23 protein-coding genes are annotated in these 17820 nt (G+C 68.9%); 7 read left to right on the top strand and 16 right to left on the bottom strand.

The features are described from left to right. Positions 1-64: 64 nt before the first annotated feature. Entirely contained in the window at positions 65-1150 is a 1086-nt protein-coding gene (locus HNR67_RS16790; RefSeq protein WP_185003176.1) for a hypothetical protein, read from the top strand. A gap of 352 nt (positions 1151-1502) precedes the next feature. Here HNR67_RS16790 and HNR67_RS46680 read toward each other — a convergent pair whose 3' ends face one another. The 14 genes from HNR67_RS46680 to HNR67_RS16720 all read right to left on the bottom strand — a co-directional run bounded on the left by HNR67_RS46680 (position 1503) and on the right by HNR67_RS16720 (position 10481). Continuing rightward, the gene (locus tag HNR67_RS46680; RefSeq protein WP_185003175.1) at positions 1503-1952 is read right to left on the bottom strand and encodes an LppA family lipoprotein; all 450 of its coding nucleotides are present in this window, start codon (positions 1950-1952) and stop codon (positions 1503-1505) included. 41 nt (positions 1953-1993) lie between these two features. Beyond that, positions 1994-2566: an LppA family lipoprotein gene (locus HNR67_RS16780; protein WP_221489930.1), complete on the bottom strand. Its 573-nt coding sequence runs from the start codon at positions 2564-2566 to the stop codon at positions 1994-1996. Continuing rightward, positions 2559-4166: an alpha/beta hydrolase gene (locus tag HNR67_RS16775; protein ID WP_185010737.1), complete on the bottom strand. Its 1608-nt coding sequence runs from the start codon at positions 4164-4166 to the stop codon at positions 2559-2561. Before HNR67_RS16775 ends, HNR67_RS16780 begins: the two co-directional genes overlap by 8 nt. After that, complete coding sequence (locus HNR67_RS16770; RefSeq protein ID WP_185003171.1) at positions 4166-4462, bottom strand: hypothetical protein; 297 nt, start codon at positions 4460-4462, stop codon at positions 4166-4168. Before HNR67_RS16770 ends, HNR67_RS16775 begins: the two co-directional genes overlap by 1 nt. A gap of 23 nt (positions 4463-4485) precedes the next feature. Continuing rightward, entirely contained in the window at positions 4486-5247 is a 762-nt protein-coding gene (locus HNR67_RS16765) for an ESX secretion-associated protein EspG (RefSeq protein ID WP_185003170.1), read from the bottom strand. Beyond that, positions 5244-6443 (bottom strand): hypothetical protein, encoded by a 1200-nt coding sequence (locus HNR67_RS16760; RefSeq protein WP_185003168.1) that lies wholly within the window; start codon positions 6441-6443, stop codon positions 5244-5246. The genes HNR67_RS16765 and HNR67_RS16760 overlap by 4 nt, the downstream gene beginning before the upstream one ends. A gap of 29 nt (positions 6444-6472) precedes the next feature. After that, positions 6473-7021, bottom strand: a complete 549-nt coding sequence (locus HNR67_RS16755; protein ID WP_185003166.1) for a DUF3558 family protein — start codon at positions 7019-7021, stop codon at positions 6473-6475. Positions 7022-7058: 37 nt separating this feature from the next. After that, positions 7059-7442, bottom strand: coding sequence for a hypothetical protein (locus HNR67_RS16750; protein ID WP_185003164.1), 384 nt, complete (start codon positions 7440-7442; stop codon positions 7059-7061). A gap of 100 nt (positions 7443-7542) precedes the next feature. Continuing rightward, positions 7543-7836 carry a hypothetical protein gene (locus HNR67_RS16745; RefSeq protein ID WP_185003163.1) on the bottom strand — a complete coding sequence of 98 codons (294 nt, stop codon included), beginning with the start codon at positions 7834-7836 and terminating at the stop codon, positions 7543-7545. A gap of 401 nt (positions 7837-8237) precedes the next feature. Then, positions 8238-8705, bottom strand: a complete 468-nt coding sequence (locus HNR67_RS16740) for a hypothetical protein (protein WP_185003161.1) — start codon at positions 8703-8705, stop codon at positions 8238-8240. Between the two features lie 463 nt (positions 8706-9168). Next, positions 9169-9459: a hypothetical protein gene (locus HNR67_RS16735; protein ID WP_185003160.1), complete on the bottom strand. Its 291-nt coding sequence runs from the start codon at positions 9457-9459 to the stop codon at positions 9169-9171. Then, a complete protein-coding gene (locus HNR67_RS16730; protein ID WP_185003159.1) occupies positions 9456-9935 on the bottom strand; it encodes a hypothetical protein in 480 nt (159 codons plus the stop codon). The genes HNR67_RS16735 and HNR67_RS16730 overlap by 4 nt, the downstream gene beginning before the upstream one ends. A 5-nt stretch (positions 9936-9940) precedes the next feature. Continuing rightward, the gene (locus HNR67_RS16725) at positions 9941-10267 is read right to left on the bottom strand and encodes a sigma factor (RefSeq protein WP_185003158.1); all 327 of its coding nucleotides are present in this window, start codon (positions 10265-10267) and stop codon (positions 9941-9943) included. A gap of 25 nt (positions 10268-10292) precedes the next feature. After that, positions 10293-10481: a hypothetical protein gene (locus HNR67_RS16720; protein ID WP_185003157.1), complete on the bottom strand. Its 189-nt coding sequence runs from the start codon at positions 10479-10481 to the stop codon at positions 10293-10295. A gap of 391 nt (positions 10482-10872) precedes the next feature. Between HNR67_RS16720 and HNR67_RS16715 the strand changes: the two genes are divergently transcribed. Next, on the top strand, positions 10873-12207 hold the full coding sequence (locus HNR67_RS16715; protein WP_185003155.1) for a hypothetical protein: 1335 nt from the start codon (positions 10873-10875) through the stop codon (positions 12205-12207). Positions 12208-12223: 16 nt separating this feature from the next. Next, positions 12224-12850, top strand: coding sequence for a 2'-5' RNA ligase family protein (locus HNR67_RS16710; RefSeq protein WP_221489929.1), 627 nt, complete (start codon positions 12224-12226; stop codon positions 12848-12850). A 13-nt stretch (positions 12851-12863) separates the two neighbouring features. Here the strand turns inward: HNR67_RS16710 and HNR67_RS16705 are convergent, their stop codons facing one another. Next, a complete protein-coding gene (locus HNR67_RS16705; protein WP_185003153.1) occupies positions 12864-13496 on the bottom strand; it encodes a hypothetical protein in 633 nt (210 codons plus the stop codon). A gap of 47 nt (positions 13497-13543) precedes the next feature. Continuing rightward, on the bottom strand, positions 13544-13840 hold the full coding sequence (locus tag HNR67_RS16700) for a hypothetical protein (protein WP_185003152.1): 297 nt from the start codon (positions 13838-13840) through the stop codon (positions 13544-13546). An 87-nt stretch (positions 13841-13927) separates the two neighbouring features. On the opposite strand from HNR67_RS16700, the gene HNR67_RS16695 reads away from it, so the two are divergent. The 4 genes from HNR67_RS16695 to HNR67_RS16680 all read left to right on the top strand — a co-directional run bounded on the left by HNR67_RS16695 (position 13928) and on the right by HNR67_RS16680 (position 17818). Continuing rightward, positions 13928-14185: a hypothetical protein gene (locus tag HNR67_RS16695; protein WP_185003150.1), complete on the top strand. Its 258-nt coding sequence runs from the start codon at positions 13928-13930 to the stop codon at positions 14183-14185. Positions 14186-14263: 78 nt separating this feature from the next. Next, positions 14264-14620: a hypothetical protein gene (locus tag HNR67_RS16690; protein ID WP_185003149.1), complete on the top strand. Its 357-nt coding sequence runs from the start codon at positions 14264-14266 to the stop codon at positions 14618-14620. A 67-nt stretch (positions 14621-14687) separates the two neighbouring features. Then, entirely contained in the window at positions 14688-16004 is a 1317-nt protein-coding gene (locus tag HNR67_RS16685; RefSeq protein WP_185003147.1) for a toprim domain-containing protein, read from the top strand. A gap of 185 nt (positions 16005-16189) precedes the next feature. After that, the gene (locus HNR67_RS16680; protein ID WP_185003145.1) at positions 16190-17818 is read left to right on the top strand and encodes a DNA polymerase; all 1629 of its coding nucleotides are present in this window, start codon (positions 16190-16192) and stop codon (positions 17816-17818) included. Positions 17819-17820: the final 2 nt, after the last annotated feature.

Here is a 17820-nt window from a genome sequence, read left to right as displayed (position 1 = left end):
AGCGGGTACGCCGGGAAAGGTCGGGACTGCCGCGGCGTCCGCGGCAGTCCCGACTACAGAGGAGGTGAACGATGCGCTCCGGCCAGGCAAGGCGCTGCACACCGCCGTCCGGATCGGGCTGGTGGAGGCGGGGCCGCAACCGGCGATCAGTCGCACCTGGCGGCCGGTGTGGTGGGCGTTGCGCGAGTTCGGCTGGCTCGACGAGACGCTGTTGGGCTGCTTGGATCGACTGCCGGACGCCTTCTCGCCGGTGCCGTGTCGTCGGCTGGTGCGGAGATTGAGGGAGATCGACTGGCTGGTCCGCGACCGTGCGCCGGGTCGGCCGGCGCGGCTGTTCCGGATCACGCCGAGGGGCGCCGCGGCGATCAGTGGGATCTCGGGCGAGGCCCCGTTGTGGACGGCGTCGAGCAGGGAGGTTGCTCGCCGTGCTGTGGCCAGGGCACTGCCGATCCGTGGGCAGCACGAGGTTTCGTCGGTGTGCAGGTCGGTCTCCGAGGTTGCCGCAGTCTGGAGCCGTCTGGTCCGGGATGGGGACGTGCGGATGGTGCTGCGGGACTGGCGCCGTACCGGTTGGATCGCCGACGTCGCCGAGTTACCCGGGCGGTGGGTGCTGACCGAACTTGGTCACCGATGCGGCCGTGCGATCGGGATCGCCACCGCAACGGCCCACCCACGTCGGCCTCGGCAGCAGGACCTGGAACATGATCGACTACTGATCGAAGGCATCCGGCGGCTGCTGGTGGCGCGGCCGGGGTTGGTCGGGCCCCTCCGGGTCGCTCGCCGCTGCCGACTCGGTGACCTGGGCGGCCCGAGGTGGATCCTCCCTGACGCCCTGGTCGGCTTCCAGGCCGCGGACCGCCGGTTTCTGCTGGCGATCGAGGCCGAGCGTCGCGGGCGGTACGAGGCCCTTGCCCGCCACCTCCGGCGGTACCGACAGCTGGCTGAACTACTGCCCGCTGACACCGTCCATGTCGCCGTGCTGTGCACACGCCGCAGCCCAGGACGGCTGAATGCCCTGACGGACGCGCTGGCGGAATCGGGCAGCCCAGCGGTGTTCCGCGCTGCGATGACGACGCCGTCGACGCTCGTGCGTCAGCTGGTCACGTGGGGAATCGACGGCCACGCCGAGCCGATTCCGCCCCCGTGGTGAGAGTGCAGAACTGTCCTGGCATGGAAGCCGGATACAACGTTCGGACCTGCACACAAGCACGAATTCGCAGCTGGCGCTTTCATCCTGATATGGGCCTTTGGCCCATATCTTCTCTTCGGCGGCCTTTGGCCGTCGTGCTGTTCGGGGGCGCGGCATTTTGCCGCGCCCCCGCCGCCGATCACAGTCAGTTACCGGTGAGCCTGGTCTCCTGTCGAGTTCGACATTTCCCTGCCTGCCACGGCTCGCTGGCCATTGAGGTCAGCGAGCCCTGCTGGAGAGCACCGTCCAGTGGCGCCGAAGCCAGGTAGACCGCGTTCCGAGTCAGCCGTCAGCGTTGGGCATCCGGTTCCCGCTATCGAACAAGGCGACCTCGCCGATGACCTCGACCCTCAGCGGCAAGGCGCTGCCGTTCAGGAGGTGGTCGTGGCGGGAGTGCCTTGGCGGTGAGGTGGCACCCGGTCCGTAGGGTCAGCAGGGTGTTGGCCGCGGTGCCGAAGGAAAACTTGGCGTCGTAGCCATCCTTGAAGATCGCCTTGTGATCCCCTGGGCGGTCCACAATGGACACGCGGCCCTCAAACCCGTACCCCGTGGCCACTTCACCCACGGCCTTGAGCGCTCGGCCCCAGTCGGTGTCCGCGAGGTATCCCTTGGCCATCGAGCCTGGCAAGCCCCGGTTCTCCCCGTCTGTGACACCCAGGCCGGGAAAGTCGAACCCGCAGGCCGAGGCTCCCTTGCTGCCGTCGTATTCCTTCCACACCAAGGTGGGGATCTCGTCGGCGAGGCGCTCACCCGTCCCCGCCAATCCGGCACGCCAGCTGACGCGGCACTCAGCAGAACTCTCGCCTATGGGGTGCTAGTGGCGGCTGGAGTGCCACGACGATGGGCTTCGGCAGTGAGGTGGCATCCGGTATCCAGGGTGAGCAACGTGTTGACCGCGGTGCCGAAGGACAGCTCAGCCGCGTAGCCATCCTTGAAGATCACCTTATGATCCCCGGGGCGGTCCACGATCGTTGCTGGGCCCTCAAAGCCGTAGCCCTTGGCGATCTCGCCCACCGGCACCAGTGCCCTTTTCCACTCCGGGTCGGGCAGGTTGCCCTTGGCCTCCCATGCCTCAAGGCCCCGCTTTTCACCGTCGGCGGTGTTCAGACCTGGAAAGTCGAAGCCGCACGCCGAAGCGCCGGCCCGGTCTTTGGACCGTTGCCAGCCCATGGCAGGGAAATCCGCGGCGAGCCGCTCGTACAGCTTGGACAGCATCTCCTCGTAACGTGCGACGGCCTGCCCGATGTCCGGGCGCTGGCGGAGCTGCTGGTACACCTCGTTCACGTTGTTCCTCCCTGGCCCTGCCGAACAACCGACGACGAACAGGTAGCAGGCGACGATCGCCACGAGCAGCCTTGGTTTCCTGGCTTCAGCCATGTGGCACCCGCCGATCCGCCAACCCGGCGATGACCACGGCCATGTTGTACTGGCTGGTCGAGTTCGGCTTCATGTAGTCACTGTGCCCAGTCACCCGTTCCAACCGCCGTCCGTCCGACAATGTCGCCTCGTCGCTGGACATCCGGTTCAGCCCCGCCATGTCAGAGGGATCCCCGCCGAAGCGGCCGAAGTCGGCGACGATGTCCCGGTCGGCCTCGACCATGTACGCGTGTCCGCCGGGCACCTTCATGTCGTTGATGTTGTCAGTGCCCAGACCGGGCGAGCCGTAGAAGACCACGTCGTCGACCCCGGTGTCCTTCTGCAGCGCCAGTCCGGTGGTCAGCGAGCCGTAGGAGTGCCCGAGCGCGGTCAGATGGGGATCGTCCTTGCGGGAGGCGTCGATGCCGTTGAGGAACGAGGACAGCTTCTCCGCGCCCCGGGTCGCCGAGCCCTCCAGCGCGACCGAGTTGCCGCTGAGGATCTCGCTGGTCTGGGGAGCCTCGTACCCGATCCAGGTCACCATCGCCACCGAACCGCCGTCCCCGTACCGCTTGGACTCGTCTCGGGTAACCCTGCGCAGTTCTTCCATCTGGTCGTCGTAGCCGCTGATGCTGTCCTTGACGTTACTGGTCATCCCCGGTGTGAACACCGCGACATGGTTGGCGGTGTCGACATTGCCGGTGGCGATGGCGGCCTTAAGTCGGTTGCCGCCCGTGTCCAGCACCAGTAGCTGCCGGTCCCCCTTGGCCAGGGTCTTCTCGACCTCGTCCAGCTCCTCCAGCTTGGCCCGGTAGCCCGCGGTTGCGACGTCGGCACCCGGGGCCATGGACAGATCCTTGATCTTGGCCTCCAACGCGGCCCGCTCCAGCGGGATCCGCGCCCGGTTGGCCTGGTCCCGCACCGTGGCGGGCAGTCCGTCGAGATTGCCCAGCAGGTCTGGGCGGTTCTTCAACAGCCCGGTGCGCTCGGCTTCGGACAGCGAGGCCCACCACCCGGCGTTGTCTCCCGGGGTACCGCCCTTGGGTGGCTCCAGGGTGCTCAACCCACCGGCGGTCTCACCCGCGGTAGCGGCGGCCGCCAGGCTGGTGGCGTTTCCGTCGCCGATCTCGCCGCGAGCCGCCTTGCGCAGCACCGCGGCCAGGTCGTTGTCGATGTCCTCGGCGCGCCGCAGGACTTGCTCGACGCGGTCGATGATCTCCAGCCGGGCGCGTTCCCGGTCGCGGGGGTCCGGGTCCTTCGGAGTGCAGACGACGCGGTTGTCGGTGAGGCTGCCGTCGTCGTTGATGCGGAACAGGTAGGTGCCCGCCAGCGTCTCGGCTTCGCCAAGCGCGCGGTGCAGCGCCAGGATGGCGTCGGAGGTCTCACCGACCGCCCGGCGCACGGCGCTGACCCCGGCCACGATGTGTTCCATCCGATCGGCCAGCTGCCGGTGCGCGACGGTCGCGCGCTCGGCGGCCTCACCGGTCCAGTCCGGCGGGGACTTGGCCGCCTCCAGGCCGTCGTTGAGCCCGAGCAGGCTGTCCCGGCGTTTACCCAGGGCGTCGAAGGCGGCGTCCAGTTCACTGGGGCGCCAGCGCCGGATATTGGCGAGCGCGACCATCACCGCGGCCTGTTCCGGTTCAACGAGCCCTCCGCGCTGTCCTCGGCCGCGTTGTAGGCGCCGTGGCTGTCGGCCAGTTTCCGGCCGTGCTCGGCGGCGTCGCCGGCCCAGGTCCGTTGGCTCGTTCGCCACGCGGTTCCCAGTTCGGTGGCGGCTCCGGCTGAGATTGCCCCCGGCAGCGCTTTGCCGATCATTTCCGTGACTCCGGCGAGGTCGATCGCCGAGGCGTTCTCCCCGACCTTTCCCGCAGCCTTGCCCGCGGCCTTCAGCGCCTCTGGGCTGTATCCGTATCCCACTCACCCTCCCCGGTGCTCGTGGTTCATCGGTGTGCCAGCAACCGGCGAAGCTGCCCGGCCAGCTGGGCCGACCCGCCCGGCGTGATGGTCACCCAGCCGTCGTTGCGGAGCTGGAGAAACTGCCCCGCCTCGGCGAGATGCCAGCCGAGCGCGTTCTCGCTGCCGCGACGGGCGCCATCCTGGTCGACGGTGACCACGCTGAACTGCCCCATCGCCACGATCCCGGTACAGGCATGGGCCAGGGCTCGGGCCTGATCAGCCGGTTCGCCGAGGTCAACCAACTGCTGAGTCATCTGCCGCAGGTCGTCGCCGGCAGACCGGAGCGCGGCATCCAGCACCCCGGCGCGCACATTGGCCGAAGCGACCCGCGGAGTGGGTGCATCGCCGGTGAGCGCGACCAGCTGACCCACCAACGCGTGGTCAGGCAACTGCCACAGCTCGACCTGGTTGTCCTGGTCGAGCAGGGCCAGCACGGCGCGTTCCCCGGCCACCGCACCCCGGACGCGGAGGGGCCGCTCACCGAACACGCGGCCGTCGATCGCCCACCGGAACCGGCTGAGCATGGAGATTGCTTCCACCAGCTCGGGCTCCAGCCCGCCCCGGTCGGCCAACCCACGTCCGGTGAGGTCCTCGATCACCCGGCGGAGCAGCTGACGGCGTTCCTCCCAGGTCCGCCCGGGGCTGGGCAGGTCGAGCACGTACGGCAGCTCACCGAGCTGCAGGTGCTCCCAGCACGCCTCGAACTCCACACCGGACAGCCGCAGAACGGAGCCGATCCGGCTCACTCCGGCCCCTCACCGATAACCGGCGGCATCACCTTGCGGTCGTCGGCGAACAGGCTGTCGTCCTTGACCCACAACGTGTTGGAGTGCTCGGTGTCCTCCTCACCGCGCCCAGCACCAGGCGCCGCGGACTGCATGAAGCCCTGCCCCGCGGCACCGGCCCGACTGGAAACACCGGCCGCCCCAGCGACAGGCCGAACACCGCCAGGCTGCTGGTTACCCACCCCGGCTGCGCCACCACCGCGGCCTCCCACACCACCGGTCCCGCCACCAGGTCCACCGCTGGCGCTGAAGCCGCCAAGCGGACCGCCTGCGACACCAGCCCCACCACCGGGAGGCACCGCAGTGGCGCCGCCGGGCGGCGGAAGCTGTCCGGGCTGCTGACCGAGGTTGGGCGGCGGGTTCGGATTGTCGAAGCTGCTGATGACCTGGTCGATTGGCTCTCGCTGACCGCCCGGCGGCGTCACCGGCCCGGGACGCACCGGGTCGTTCGACTGGGGCACACCGGGTTCGTTGCCCTGGTTGGAAGTCCGCGGAGGCTGGGAGCGAGAGCCGTCCCGGCCGCGCGGTCCCGGCGGCCGGGTTCCCGGCGGCGGAACGATCGGCGGTCCCGGCGGTGTGCCCGGTTCGGTCGGCGCGGCCGACCCGGTGAGCTTGGGCGGCTCGGGCAGCAGCTGGACCAGTGCGACGTGGGACTGCGAGCTGGACTGGTAGGCATACAGCGCCCGGTTGGCCGCGTCGTCGGCCGCGCGCTGCTTCTCCACCTCGCGGTCGAGGTTGCTGCTCATCCCGAACACCCGCAACGGGGTGCTGAACGCATCCGCCAAACCGTCGCCGAAGCTGTAGGTGACCGGCGGCTGCGCAGGAACCGCCGAACTTACGACGGACACCGCATCCGCCTGGGCCACCACTCGGCCCTGGGTGGTCGTGGCCGCCGACCCGGACTCCCCGGCCCATCCCGCGGCCTGCTGCATCTGCGCGCCGGCCTGTGCCCCGGCGACGGAGTTCCATTCCCCGCCAAGATCGCCGACCACCTTGCGCAGCTTGGCGTCGGTCTCGGCGAGGGCCTTGCCGAGCCGGGTCACCGCGGCCTGCGCCGCCACGAACTCGGCGGGGCCTTTGCCCTGCTGCATCCAGCCGTGCTTCTCAGGCAGCTCGTACCCCTCGAACCGGTAGCTGCCAACCGTTCCACTGCTCATCCCCGAACCCCCTGTTGACCTTGTGCAGCTCAGCTCCGCGCGGACAACGTCTGCATGATCAGCTCGGCGCCCTCCCGCGCCTTGCCGCAGACCTGGTCCGTGGTCATCGCGCCCACTGTCTTCAGCCCGAACTGCACGTCCAGGCTCTGCCCCGGGGCGACGTCGATGACGACGTTGCACGAACTGGTGGCGGTGTCGCCGATCCGCGTCTCGACCGCGCCGAAACCAGCCGCGGCGACCTGCTTGACCAGGACGTTGCGCTCCCCTTTGAGCCAGACCTCGGCACCTTCCTGCGGTACCGGGGTGACCAGGTAGGTGAAGCGAGGACTGGAGCCGACCTTGAAGAAGGTGCAGCCCCGGTTCCCGTTCTTGTCGGCCTGGCCGGGCCCGTTGCGCTCCGGTTGCTGGTCAAGTTGGAGCTGCTGTTGTTGACCTGTGGTCAGCACGGTGCAGGGATCGAGCGTGTCGATGGAGATCGCTTTCGGTCGCGCGGGAAGCGCCGCGGTTGAAGCGGGGCTCGTAGCCGGCGAACTCGACGGAGTTGCCGTACCACCCACGCCGCAGCCAGTCAGCACCACTGTCCCGATGACAAGCGCCAGAGGTAGAAGTCGGCGTTCAGACACGGGGACTCACCGGGCCGTTCAGCGCCGTGGTGATGTCCTGGTCAGTGAATCCGTAGGTCTTGGCCGCGGCCTTCATCTGCTCTACCGCCTGAGACAGCTCTTCGGCATAGGCGATCGCCCGGTTGATGTAGGAGTCCGGGTCATCAACCAGCTTCCGGTTCAGCGCCTTGGCCACGTCCTTGCTGACCGGGTCCTGCCGGGCCGGTTCGGTTTGCATGTCCCGCGAACACGCATCGATCTCGGCATACAACCATTTCGCCTGGTCCTGGACGGCCCTGGCGATCTGCAGGACGTTGTCCTCGTTGACCTTGAATCCGGCACTGCCTCCGGCTGCCGAAGGCAGACTGGTGCCCCCGGTCCCGTTCCCCTCGTGCACGACCCATCCCCTCGTACGCGTCCCCGTACAGCGAGTCACCGTACATGGGACCGTCCGAGCCGATGAAATGTTCCGTCCAAATGGAGGACAGCCAATTAGGTCACCCGATTGGGGGTATCGGGGTGTCCTGTCCTGGCCAGTTGCCGAACGACTCCCGAACCGCCAGGTGGCGCGCACACGCGTCGAAATAGACCTGGGCCGCTTCGTGCAAGATCGCTGCCTTGTCCAGATCGACGCGAGTGACGGTGGTCGCGTCAACCGGGTGGAAGGTCAGTTCCAACCCGGCGGTGGTGATCATCAGAGTGGGCACGCCGTTGGCCACCTGCACGGTGATCGTGACTTCGGGGGTGAGCGGGACGGAACGGGTGTTCTCAGAGCCTGGAGTGTTGGTCATCCGTGAAACCAGTCCTTGTTCTCGTCGGGTACTGGATACCGGGCGAATTCATTGCCATCGCGGCGGAAGAGCCGCTTAGGCAACCGGTTCACGCAACTCCCGCAAGTGCGGCGGAGCCCCCGCCTGGTTCCCTCGTCGAGCGACGAAGCTCGATTACGGTCCGATGTGGACAGTTCCGCACCTCGGGTGGCGAACACCGACACGCGTGCCGCTGGCTGGATTGATTCGCAGCAGCTTGAGGATCCGGCTGGTCGGTGGTCGCCAGGTGGACCGCAACTGTGCGAGCCTCACTGGCCTCGCCGGTGACTGAGGCAGCCCGGTCCCGCCACAGGCCGCAGACGACAATGCCGACGATCATGCCTGCGACGAACACCATGGCATGGTGGACAAACAGCATTGGATCAGCTCCTCCTGTCGCATGTGGACAAGATCGCGGCTCGACGACCGAACAATGCCACGGTGACCAACACGACGAGCACGAGAAGTACCCCGACGGTCCACTGTGTCTCCCGGCGCATTCGCCTGCGCATCTGGCTGGTACGCAGTAGTTCCCGAGCCAGCAGCCACCGGGCCCGCGGGGTGAGCATCGAGTGCAGTCCGAGCAGGCGCGCGAACTTCGTCGAGCCGGAGTCATCCGGCTGCCGGCCGGTCGGCTGGGCGTCGAGGTGCAGGCGAAGAACTCGCCCTGCGCCACAGTCGCAGCGTAGGCACTGGCAGCTGATCGAGATGAACCCGTTGGTGGGCAAGCGATGTTCGGCCACCTGCCAGTGGTGCGAGTCAGCCCGGCAGGGGCCGCACAGGAAGGGGCCGCCGAAAGGGCGCCGCTGGCCGAGTGTTCGCAGTGCTGCCCGGATCTTGTTGTTTCGCATGGCTAACCTGCCTTGTGCTCTTCAGTTCCACCGGCTCTCTCCTCGTCGGCGGAGCCGGGAGGTGCGACAGCCAGGTGTCGTAGCGGGCTGGTGGGGCGGGGTGTCGGCTGACCAGAACCCTTAGACGGACATTGCGAGTCCGGGCATGGCCTCGTGTACGGCGGGAAGTTGCAGTTGGCCATGACGAAACCCTTGTTGTTGCAGGTGAAACAGCGACGCGGGTCAGCCATCGTCCTCACCTCACTGGATTTCCGACCATTGTTTCTCGTTGCCGGACAAGAGAAACTGGGGCATCGCCGAACCTTCGACTCCTGCAGTCGTCGGTCATGCCTACTGCTCCTCGCGGTCAGGGACCGCGGCAGTGAAAGGGTTGGGATATCGGCGCAGGGCTTTGGCGATCGCGTCTGCCGTCCACGGCATCGGGTCATGGTGCTGTGCGAGAACATCAGGAACGGCTTGCCGTTCAGTCATTGCCGCCCGTCCGTTCTGCGAGGAAGCGGCGCACCTCCTGGGCAACGGACTCCTCCGCCGCGGTGAGCGCGGTGTCCATCGCGTCGAGCAATCGGGCCAGTTCGCGCTGCTTGATCTCGGCCATGCCAGGAACCGCGAGATCGCGGATGAGTTCTACCGCGTCTTCCGTGGACAGCAGCACAGCCGACATCGACTTCGTCCGGCTTGTCGATGAGCCAGCTCGGCCAGTCTTGGCGCCGTCGACCACATGCAAGCCCCGCCCGTCCCGACTGTTCCCGGTCATGGCGTTTCCTTGGCTGGCAAGGGGAACTGGTTCACGGGTCCGTGCTCCAGCTCGGCAACCCTCAGCCAGGCTTGCTGTTCTTCAGGCCCAGGCCCGGCGGTGAAGAACGGATCGGGATACTGGCGTAGCGCCTCGGCGATCTCGTCCTCGCTCCACGAGCTGAGATCAACTGCCAGGAACGACCGCACGGTCCGGTCCTGCCGTCTGACAAGCTGAGCCACCTCGGCCACGGAATAGCCTTGGTCATGGCGTAGCCGGTGGCAATGGGCCACCGCAGCGATGCGCTGGACTCCCTTAAAGCGCGGCGATCGGGGGTGGTGCAGCGGAACTTTCAGCTCTGCCAGCCGCAGATACACCATCCTGACTGAACAGCCGACCTGCTGGGCGATGGCCTGCGCGCCCACGCGCTCCTCGACATACAGCTGCCTGAGTTTGTCCTCCGGCAGCCGCTCGTCGAATGCCGCGCGGTTCGCCACGCCGATCACGACATGCCGCCAAGGCTCGCCTCGGCGGCAGCATGGTGCCGCCGGGCCGCGGCTTGGTCTGCCCGCCGCTGCTCGGCTCGGCGCCAGGCCCGGTCGGTCGCGACCCGGCGAACCATCGGCTTCAGGTAGAAGGCGAACGCCGTGCTGTTCTGTGGCCCTGAACCGTTCTTGACATCGCGGAACAGCCGCAGGAACGTCTCCGCCACGATCTGGTCCTGTTCGCCGGAGCATTGGCTGAAGTGGCGCGCGAACCCCCTGGCAACGCGGCGATACCTGTTCATCAGGGTCACTTCGGCCGCCTGCCAGCCCAATCGCACCAGCATGAACAGGTCGATCCCTGGTGGCACACTAGTCATTCCAGCTCCCGCCGCCGACGAATTGGCCAGCAACCGGCAGGGTCGGTGCCTCTCGACCTCGCTCGTCGCCGCGGAGAGTCGAGCGCGGTGGCTCGGCGGCCGGCGTGCCTGGGCACAGCAGGTGCACCGCGGCGACCGCCAGCGACATCGTGCCGGTGGTCAGCGCGATCGTCCGCTGCACGACGTGCCACCCGTCCATGTCCGTCCCGTCCGTTGCTGGGTGCGGCGGGGCACGTGGTTCGCGCCTCTCGTGCCCCGCCGCAGGTTCAGGCGAGTGGACGGGGCTGTGTGAAGCCGGATTCCCGCCCCGTCCACCCTGGCCAGGCACAACCAGCACCGCGGCAACTTGTCCGCCGACGCTTCCTGCGAAGCGCCGTCCGGTTGATGCGGTTGAGCCCGGTCAGGTCGGCGAACCCCTGGAGCGCCAGGGGCGGTGTTCGCCGCCATGGGTTCAGGGTCGACATCCGGTGCGATCGGCAATAGGGCAGGTGGCGGGGCTGCCTCGGGCAGATTGATCAGCGGTCGGTGACGTCGCGGCTACACTGCGAAGTGACCCGGCCAAGGTGGTGCTCATGACCGAGAGGCAGCCGAACCTGCTGCTCTGCGCTGCCCGCGAGCGCACCCCGTCGACGATGAACCCGGACGAGCCAATGTCCCGGCGAGAGCTGGCGGATGAGGTGAACCGCCACCTGCGGAAGGTCACGGGCAAAGTCTTCGGGCTCGATACCCACGCGGTGGCCCGCCTCGAACGCGGAGCCGTGCGCTGGCCCTGTGACGCCTACCGCCTCGGCTTCCGGCACGTGCTTGGCGTGGCCACGGACGCCGAACTGGGATTCCAGCGTCCTCGGCCGCGGGCTTCGGGCGCCCGGCCTGGCACGGTGTCGATGACCACACGCGCGGCCGTGCCCCAGGTCGAGGAGGTGCTGATGAGTGCAGCTGACGAGTCCGCGCGGTTCCTGTCCTGGGCGGAGTCGACCAACGTCGGCCAGTTCACCATCCAGGATCTGCACTCCGACGTCCGCAAGGTGGCCCGCGCGTACCTGAAGGAACCCACGCTGCCGCTGTTCGCCCGCACGAAGGCGTTGCGGGACCGGGCATTCACCTTGCTGACCGGCCACCAGACGCCGCAGCAGAGCCAGGAGCTGTACGCCGCCGCGGGATGGTCGCTGACCATGCTGGCGTGGATGTCGGTGGACCTGGGCGAGGTCGACGCCGCCGAGACACACGCCCGGGTGGCGTGGGTGTGCGCCGAGCGCGCCGACTACAACCCGCTGCGGGCGTGGGTGCTGGCCACCAAACACACCGCCGCGTTCTGGCAGCAGGACTACCTCGGCGCCGCGGGCTATGCCGCCGAAGGCCTGCAGTACACCGAGATCGGGACCGCCCGCCTCTACCTGTACAGCGCGCTGGCGATGGACCTGGCCCGCGCCGGTGACCGCGACGGTGCCGTTGCCGCGCTCCGGCGCGCCGAGCAGGCCGCCGAGGTGGCCACGCGCGCCGAGAACGAGTTGGCCGGCCCGTTCACCTGCTCGGTGGACCGGGCCGGTTCGCTGTGGTCAGACACCGAACTGGCACTGGGCCAGGCGAGCACGGCGCTGGCGAACGCCGACCGGGCGGTCGCCGTCTTCGAAGCCACGCCGGACGGGCAGCGCAACCGCGGCTCCGAACGCATGGTCCGGCTCCAGCAGGTCAAGGCCCACCTGGTGCTCGGTGACCTGGGCAGCGCGGAGAACGCGCTCGCCCCGGTGCTGGAGACGGCGCCGGAGCACCGCATCCACCCGCTGCTCAATCGCGTCCGAGAGGTGGACGAGATGGTGACCGGGGTCGGCGGGGCGGTGGCCGGCCGGGTGCGGGATTCCATCACCGCCTTCGGCCGTGAGACGGTGCTCAAGGAACTGACGGCATAGCCCGGGAGGCGAGCAGGTGCCCGAACTGGAGCCGATGCGGAACCACTGGTGGTGGCGACCTGGCTGGCGGGTCGGCCGTTCCTTCTACACCTGGCACGTGACCTTCGCCGACCAGCCCGAAGCGCAGCGTCTGGTCGGTGACTACGAGCCGGTGCTCTCCGCGCTGCCGACGCTCGACCCGATCCCGGTGCGCTGGTTGCACCTGACGTTGCAGGGCATCGGGTTCACCGACGAGGTGGCCCGCGGCGACGTCGACCGGATCGTCGCCGCGGCACAGCAACGGTGCGCCGGCCTGGCGCCGATCGCCGCGACCATCGGCCCGGCTCTGACAGATCCCGAAGGCGTCCAGATGCCGGTGCGGCCGTTGGCCTCGCTCGCCGAGCTGCGGCTGGCGATCCGCGCGGCGATCGGCGACGTCTGGGGTCAGGACAACGTTCCCGAGCCCCAGGAAGGGTTCCGCGCGCACGTCTCGCTGGGCTACTCCAACGCGGCGGGGCCTGCCGAACCGGTGGCGCGGGCGCTCGACGAGCACGGCGCGCACACCGCGGCCGTGACCATCTCCTCGGTGTCGCTGATCGACCTCAATCGCGACCGGCAGGCCTACGAGTGGACGGACGTGGCAACCACCCGGCTGGGCGGGTGAGGAACCCGGAGGCTCAGCGCCCGCCGTGTGCCAGCGACCGAAGGCGCCGGGACAGCACCTGAAGCTGGGCGGCACCCAGCAACATCCCGTACGGCAGCTCGGTGTCGCGGAGGCGACGAAGCACCGCCGCCGCGCCGACGTAGACGAGGTCCGGCCCACACACCAGCGCCGCCTGGCCCTGCCTGGCCGGGCGGGCCGACCTAGTCGGCCAGGCGAACGCGGCCGCGGCTGGTCCCGGGCTGCACCGCAACCGGGCGAAGTGCTCCTGCCCGTCGAGCCGGACCTCCTGGAGGGCGGCGCGCCCGAGAGCGCGGTGCCCCAACCGGTGTTCAACCGCGGCCGTGGTCAACGGGCCCGGGTTCCAGCCAACCCAGTGCCGCCCGCGGCGAACCGTGAGCTGCCAGCGCGGCTCACCGGCCTCGCCCCAGGTCAGGACCGGCAGCGCGTACTCGGCCGCCTCCGGGTCGGACACCGGGACGTAGTCCACCCACATCTCCAGCGTCGCCTCCACCACGGTGGCCGCGACAGCGGTGCCGGAGATCGCGTTCAGCGGGACCCGCACGAACCGCTCGTCGTGGTCGATCAGCAGGATCGGGTCGGCACCGTCCGGGTCGACGAGTTCGGCGTGCCAACCTCGGTCCCGCATGGCGGGGATCCATCGGGTGCGCAAGGCCCGTACAAACTGGTGCGTACTCATAGTTCCTCCTTCAATGCCGAGGCCAGCTCGGGGACCAACCCGGCGAGGCTGGCCAGCAGCTGTTGTTCGGCGACGGTCAGGCGAACCTCGATCAGATCGAGGTGGAGCAGCGGGTAAGGCCGGGAACGCACGCGGGCGAGCCCCAGTGCGGCGAGTAGTCCGTTCCAGGCCGGATGAGCGGTGGTCGGCGTGGGTGGGAGGCCGCGGCACACCTCGTGCGCGAGGCGGACCAGGTCGGCGGAGAGCCAGTAGCTGAGCGCGTGCTCCGGCGTAGTGGTGGCGCGGATGTTCATGCCTGGAGAGGTCGCGACTTCACCTGGCCGCGCGGCACCGGCCCGGTGTTACCGTGGAGGTTCACCTCGGACAGCGTTCCGAAGGAGATGAGCACCGTGGACCGCCCGCACGTCCCGCACGAGTTCCAGCCCTTCGACGATGCCTACTTCGGCATCGACCGCGGGCACCTCCGCGCGGGCGAGGAGTTCCTCCGGCTCGACCGCGAGCGGGATTGGTCGGACACGCGCCAGCGGGACGAGGAGATCACCGGCAGCATCGCCGAGGCCGGCGACCGGCAGTTCACCGAGTACGCGCAGCAGGATCTCACCGACCTCTCCGGTGGCTTCGACCCCGGCGGTTACTGACCAGCCACCAGCCCTTCCGCAGTGCGTTACCAGGACTCAGGTCCGAGTAACCACTGTCCATTTCGGAAGGACTGGAACATGCGTAGGTCGAGACTCATCCCGCTGGTCATCGCGTCCACCACGATCGTGGCCACCGGGATCCCGGGTGCCGCCGCGTCAACCCATGCGCCGAATCGCACCTTCGAGCAGGTGATCGCCTGCGAGTACGTGGTGCGGTGGCCCGGCACCCACAAGTTCGCCACATCGCAGTTCGACGTCGACGAGTCCATCGAGTACCTCCGCAGCGACGCGTTGGTCTGGGCCGACCCGCGCAACTTCGTCAACCGCCGACACCCGCGGGAGCACTTCACCGTCCGTGAACTCGCCGGGTCCGGCGGCGGATGGGTCATGGCCGCCAGCCTGGCGAAGACCTCGGCCAAGTGCCTGCCGCTCTAGCCCGGCACCGGCAGAGCGACTGCGTTACCTGAATCAGTGACCGGCAAAGCCAAGGAGGTGAACCACCGTGTCAACCGACCCGCCCCTGCGACAGGCCCTGAGCCGCCTGGGCATCATCGCCGCCGCGCGGCACATCGGCCGCTTCGAGCAGCCGATGCGCGTTGGTTGCCCGCGCTGCGGAGACCGTCTTCCGGCTGGTTGGTCCGGCCGGTGGAACTGCACGTCCTGCGCGTGTGGCGGCGACCAGGTCGACTACCTCACCTCGACCGGACTGTCCTTTCCCGCTGCTCGAAACCTGTTGCTGGACAACGCGACATCCTGGTCGAGCTGGGAGAAGGAGGCCCTGCGCAGAGCACTGCCGATGCCGTACCTGCTGGGACGGCTCGGGATCCCGTTGCGGCACGGTCGAATCCGCTGTCCGGACGGCTCGATGCATCGACGGGGCGACGTGACCCCGTCGTGCGCGGTGTACCCGGACGCGGTGCACTGCTTCGCCTGTGGGTTCCACACCGACATCTTCGGTGTGTGGGCACGGATGCGGTCCGTCGAGTTCCGGATCTCCTGGCTGGAGCTGCTCGCGCTCGCGCAGGAGCTGGACGGCCCGGTCACCGTGAACCCCGGGCTGGTGCGCGGTGGCGGGACTCAGGACGGCTCGGCGTACGCCGAGCTGTACGGGGCCGTGCTGGACTGCTGCGAGCCGCTCCCGGACACGCCCGTGGCCGGATACCTGGCAGGCCGGGCGATCAACCCGGTGCTGGCCGGGGAGTTCGGGGTTCGCTGGGTGTCCAACCCGGGGCTCGGCCGGATCCAGCGACTGCTCGGCCAGTACCCGGCCGAGTTCGTCGCCGCGGCCGGTCTGGTCGAGGGCGACGGATTGTTCGTGCTCCGGCAACACCGGTTGATCTTCCCTGCCCACCAGGACGGGAAGATCGTGTGGCTCCAGGGCCGGTCCACCCGGGAGGGTGTGGCCAAGCGGTGGCGGTGGCGGTCGCTGACCGGCATCACCCCGTGTCCGCTGGGACTGCCCCAGCTCCTGGACGCCACTGCCGAGGAACCGGTCCACGTAGCTGAAGGTCCGACCGACTGGCTGGCCATGGCCAGCACCGGGCGGACCGTGATCGGGGTGCCCTGGGCACAGGCGATCGCCACCTGGTGGCTTCGCCTGCTCGCCGGACGGCGCGTCGTGCTCTGTCACGACGCAGACGATGCCGGCGAACTGGGCGCGCAGCTGTGGCGCGAGCGCCTGCGACCGTTCCGCGCAACGGTCCAGCGACTGCCGCTGCCCCCGGGAACCGATCTGTGCGACTGCCTTGTCCTCCTCCAGTCGCAAGGTCGGCCCGGCGAACTGCCTGCGCCGGTTGCCCTGCCGGAGCCCGTCGAGTAGGTCACCTCGACGCTCCGGTCACCCTACGGTGGAGCGCGCTCACCCCCCAGCGCGCTCCACCCCTTCTTCCCGTTGTGTGCCAACCACCTTCTCCGGGCCGCGTTACCTGACCTCATGGGCGCCTCATTCGCTCCTCACCGTCAGCAGGCAGATTTGCCTTAGCCCTCAAGGAGGTTCGGTTCGTCATGGTTGACCTCGACGCACCAGCTCGCCCCGTCCGGACACTCAGCTGGCCTGAGCTGCTCGACCACCTCCGCGCCAACACTCCGACCGCCGGGGCGCCACAGGCCCTCGGGCTCGACGTCTCCGGCCTGGCCGAGGACGGTCAGATTCGTGTGGTGCCAATGGATCGCGCCATGCCCGTGCTGGTCGCCGATATCACTGACGCCGACCCGCGCGAGCTGGGCGCGTTGGACAGCTCGCGCCGGATCAGGTGGGTGGCCGCGGACCTCTTGGCGACCGCGACGACGCTTGCCAGAGCAGGAGTTCGGCTTCGGCGGGGCTACTGCGTCACCTCGGCTCGGCGACTCGTCGACGGCTACCACCGCGCCGACTCCGGTCAGCTCAACGGTGGTGACGTGAGCGAGGACTACCGCCAGGCTCAGCTGTCCCTCCGCGCCACCACGCACGCCAGTTCGCTGGACCGGTTGGTCGACATCGACTCGGCGAACGCCTTGGCCGCTGCCGATCTGAACGCCGACGGCATCCCGTGGGACGCCGCCCGCCACCACGAAGTCCTGGCGGCCCTGCTCGGTGAGCCAACCGAGTCCGGGTGCTATCCGCGGCTGTCCGAACTGGACGAACAGATCACGGCTGCCTTCGGTGGCGCTCGATTCCGGTGGCGCACCGAAGTGCCGGAAGCCTTCGACGGCGAGGGCCTGCAGGTGCGGGGGTCCAGGGTCTCGGACTTCGAGCATCTGGCCCACCCGGCGGTGCCACCGCTGACCAGCTGGCGGCACCTGGACATCCTGGCCAACCGGTTCGGCTACGAGTGGGCCGCTCGCTGGACCCATGACGGACGCTGGTGGCCGGTGTTCCACCCGGCCGCAACGTCAACCGGGCGCTGGACCGCCGAAGGTGGCGGTCTTACCTTGCCGCACTCGTTGCGTCGGTGTGTGCGTGTCCAGGCTGGTCGACGGTTGGTCATCGCGGACATCTCACAGCTGGAGCCCCGGATCCTGGCCTACCTGGCCGGCGACCGGACCTTGCTCGGGCTGGCCGAACGCGGTGACCTGTACGCCGAACTGGGTAACCGACTCGGCGTGGACCGGGCCATGGCCAAAACGATTCTGCTGGCCGCGCTGAACGGTCGGCGATCCGTCAAGGCCAGGGAAGCGTTGCGGCCGTTCACCTCGGCGTGTTCCGACACGATGGATCTGCTCGCCGAGTACGAGCAGCGGGCCCGGCATGGGGCGACGGTGCGCACCGAACTGGGGCGCACCATGCCGCTGCCGGACGTGCCCACTGTGGCAGCCATCGAGACCGCCTCAGTCAGGCGTACCGCCGAGCAGCGGTCCCTGGTGGCCCGAGCCGGTCGCCGAGGGCGCAGCTTCCCGGTGCAGGGCACCGCGGCGGAGGTCTGCTGTGCCACGCTGGCGATCCTGCGCACCCAGTTGCGGGACCGGGACGCCCGGCTGGCCGCGTTCCTGCACGACGAGTTCGTGCTCGACGTCGCCGAGGACTCCGTCGAGGAGGTCACCCTCCTGCTCCGGCAGGCCGTGCACCTCGGCGCCGCCTGGGTGCTGGGCCTGGAGGCCCTCAGCCTGCCGTTGAGTATTCGCACCGGTTCGGACTGGGGCGTCAGGGAACCCTGACC

This window comes from Crossiella cryophila (assembly GCF_014204915.1).
Lineage (GTDB): Bacteria > Actinomycetota > Actinomycetes > Mycobacteriales > Pseudonocardiaceae > Crossiella > Crossiella cryophila.
This window is presented reverse-complemented; position numbering and strand designations above follow the sequence as displayed.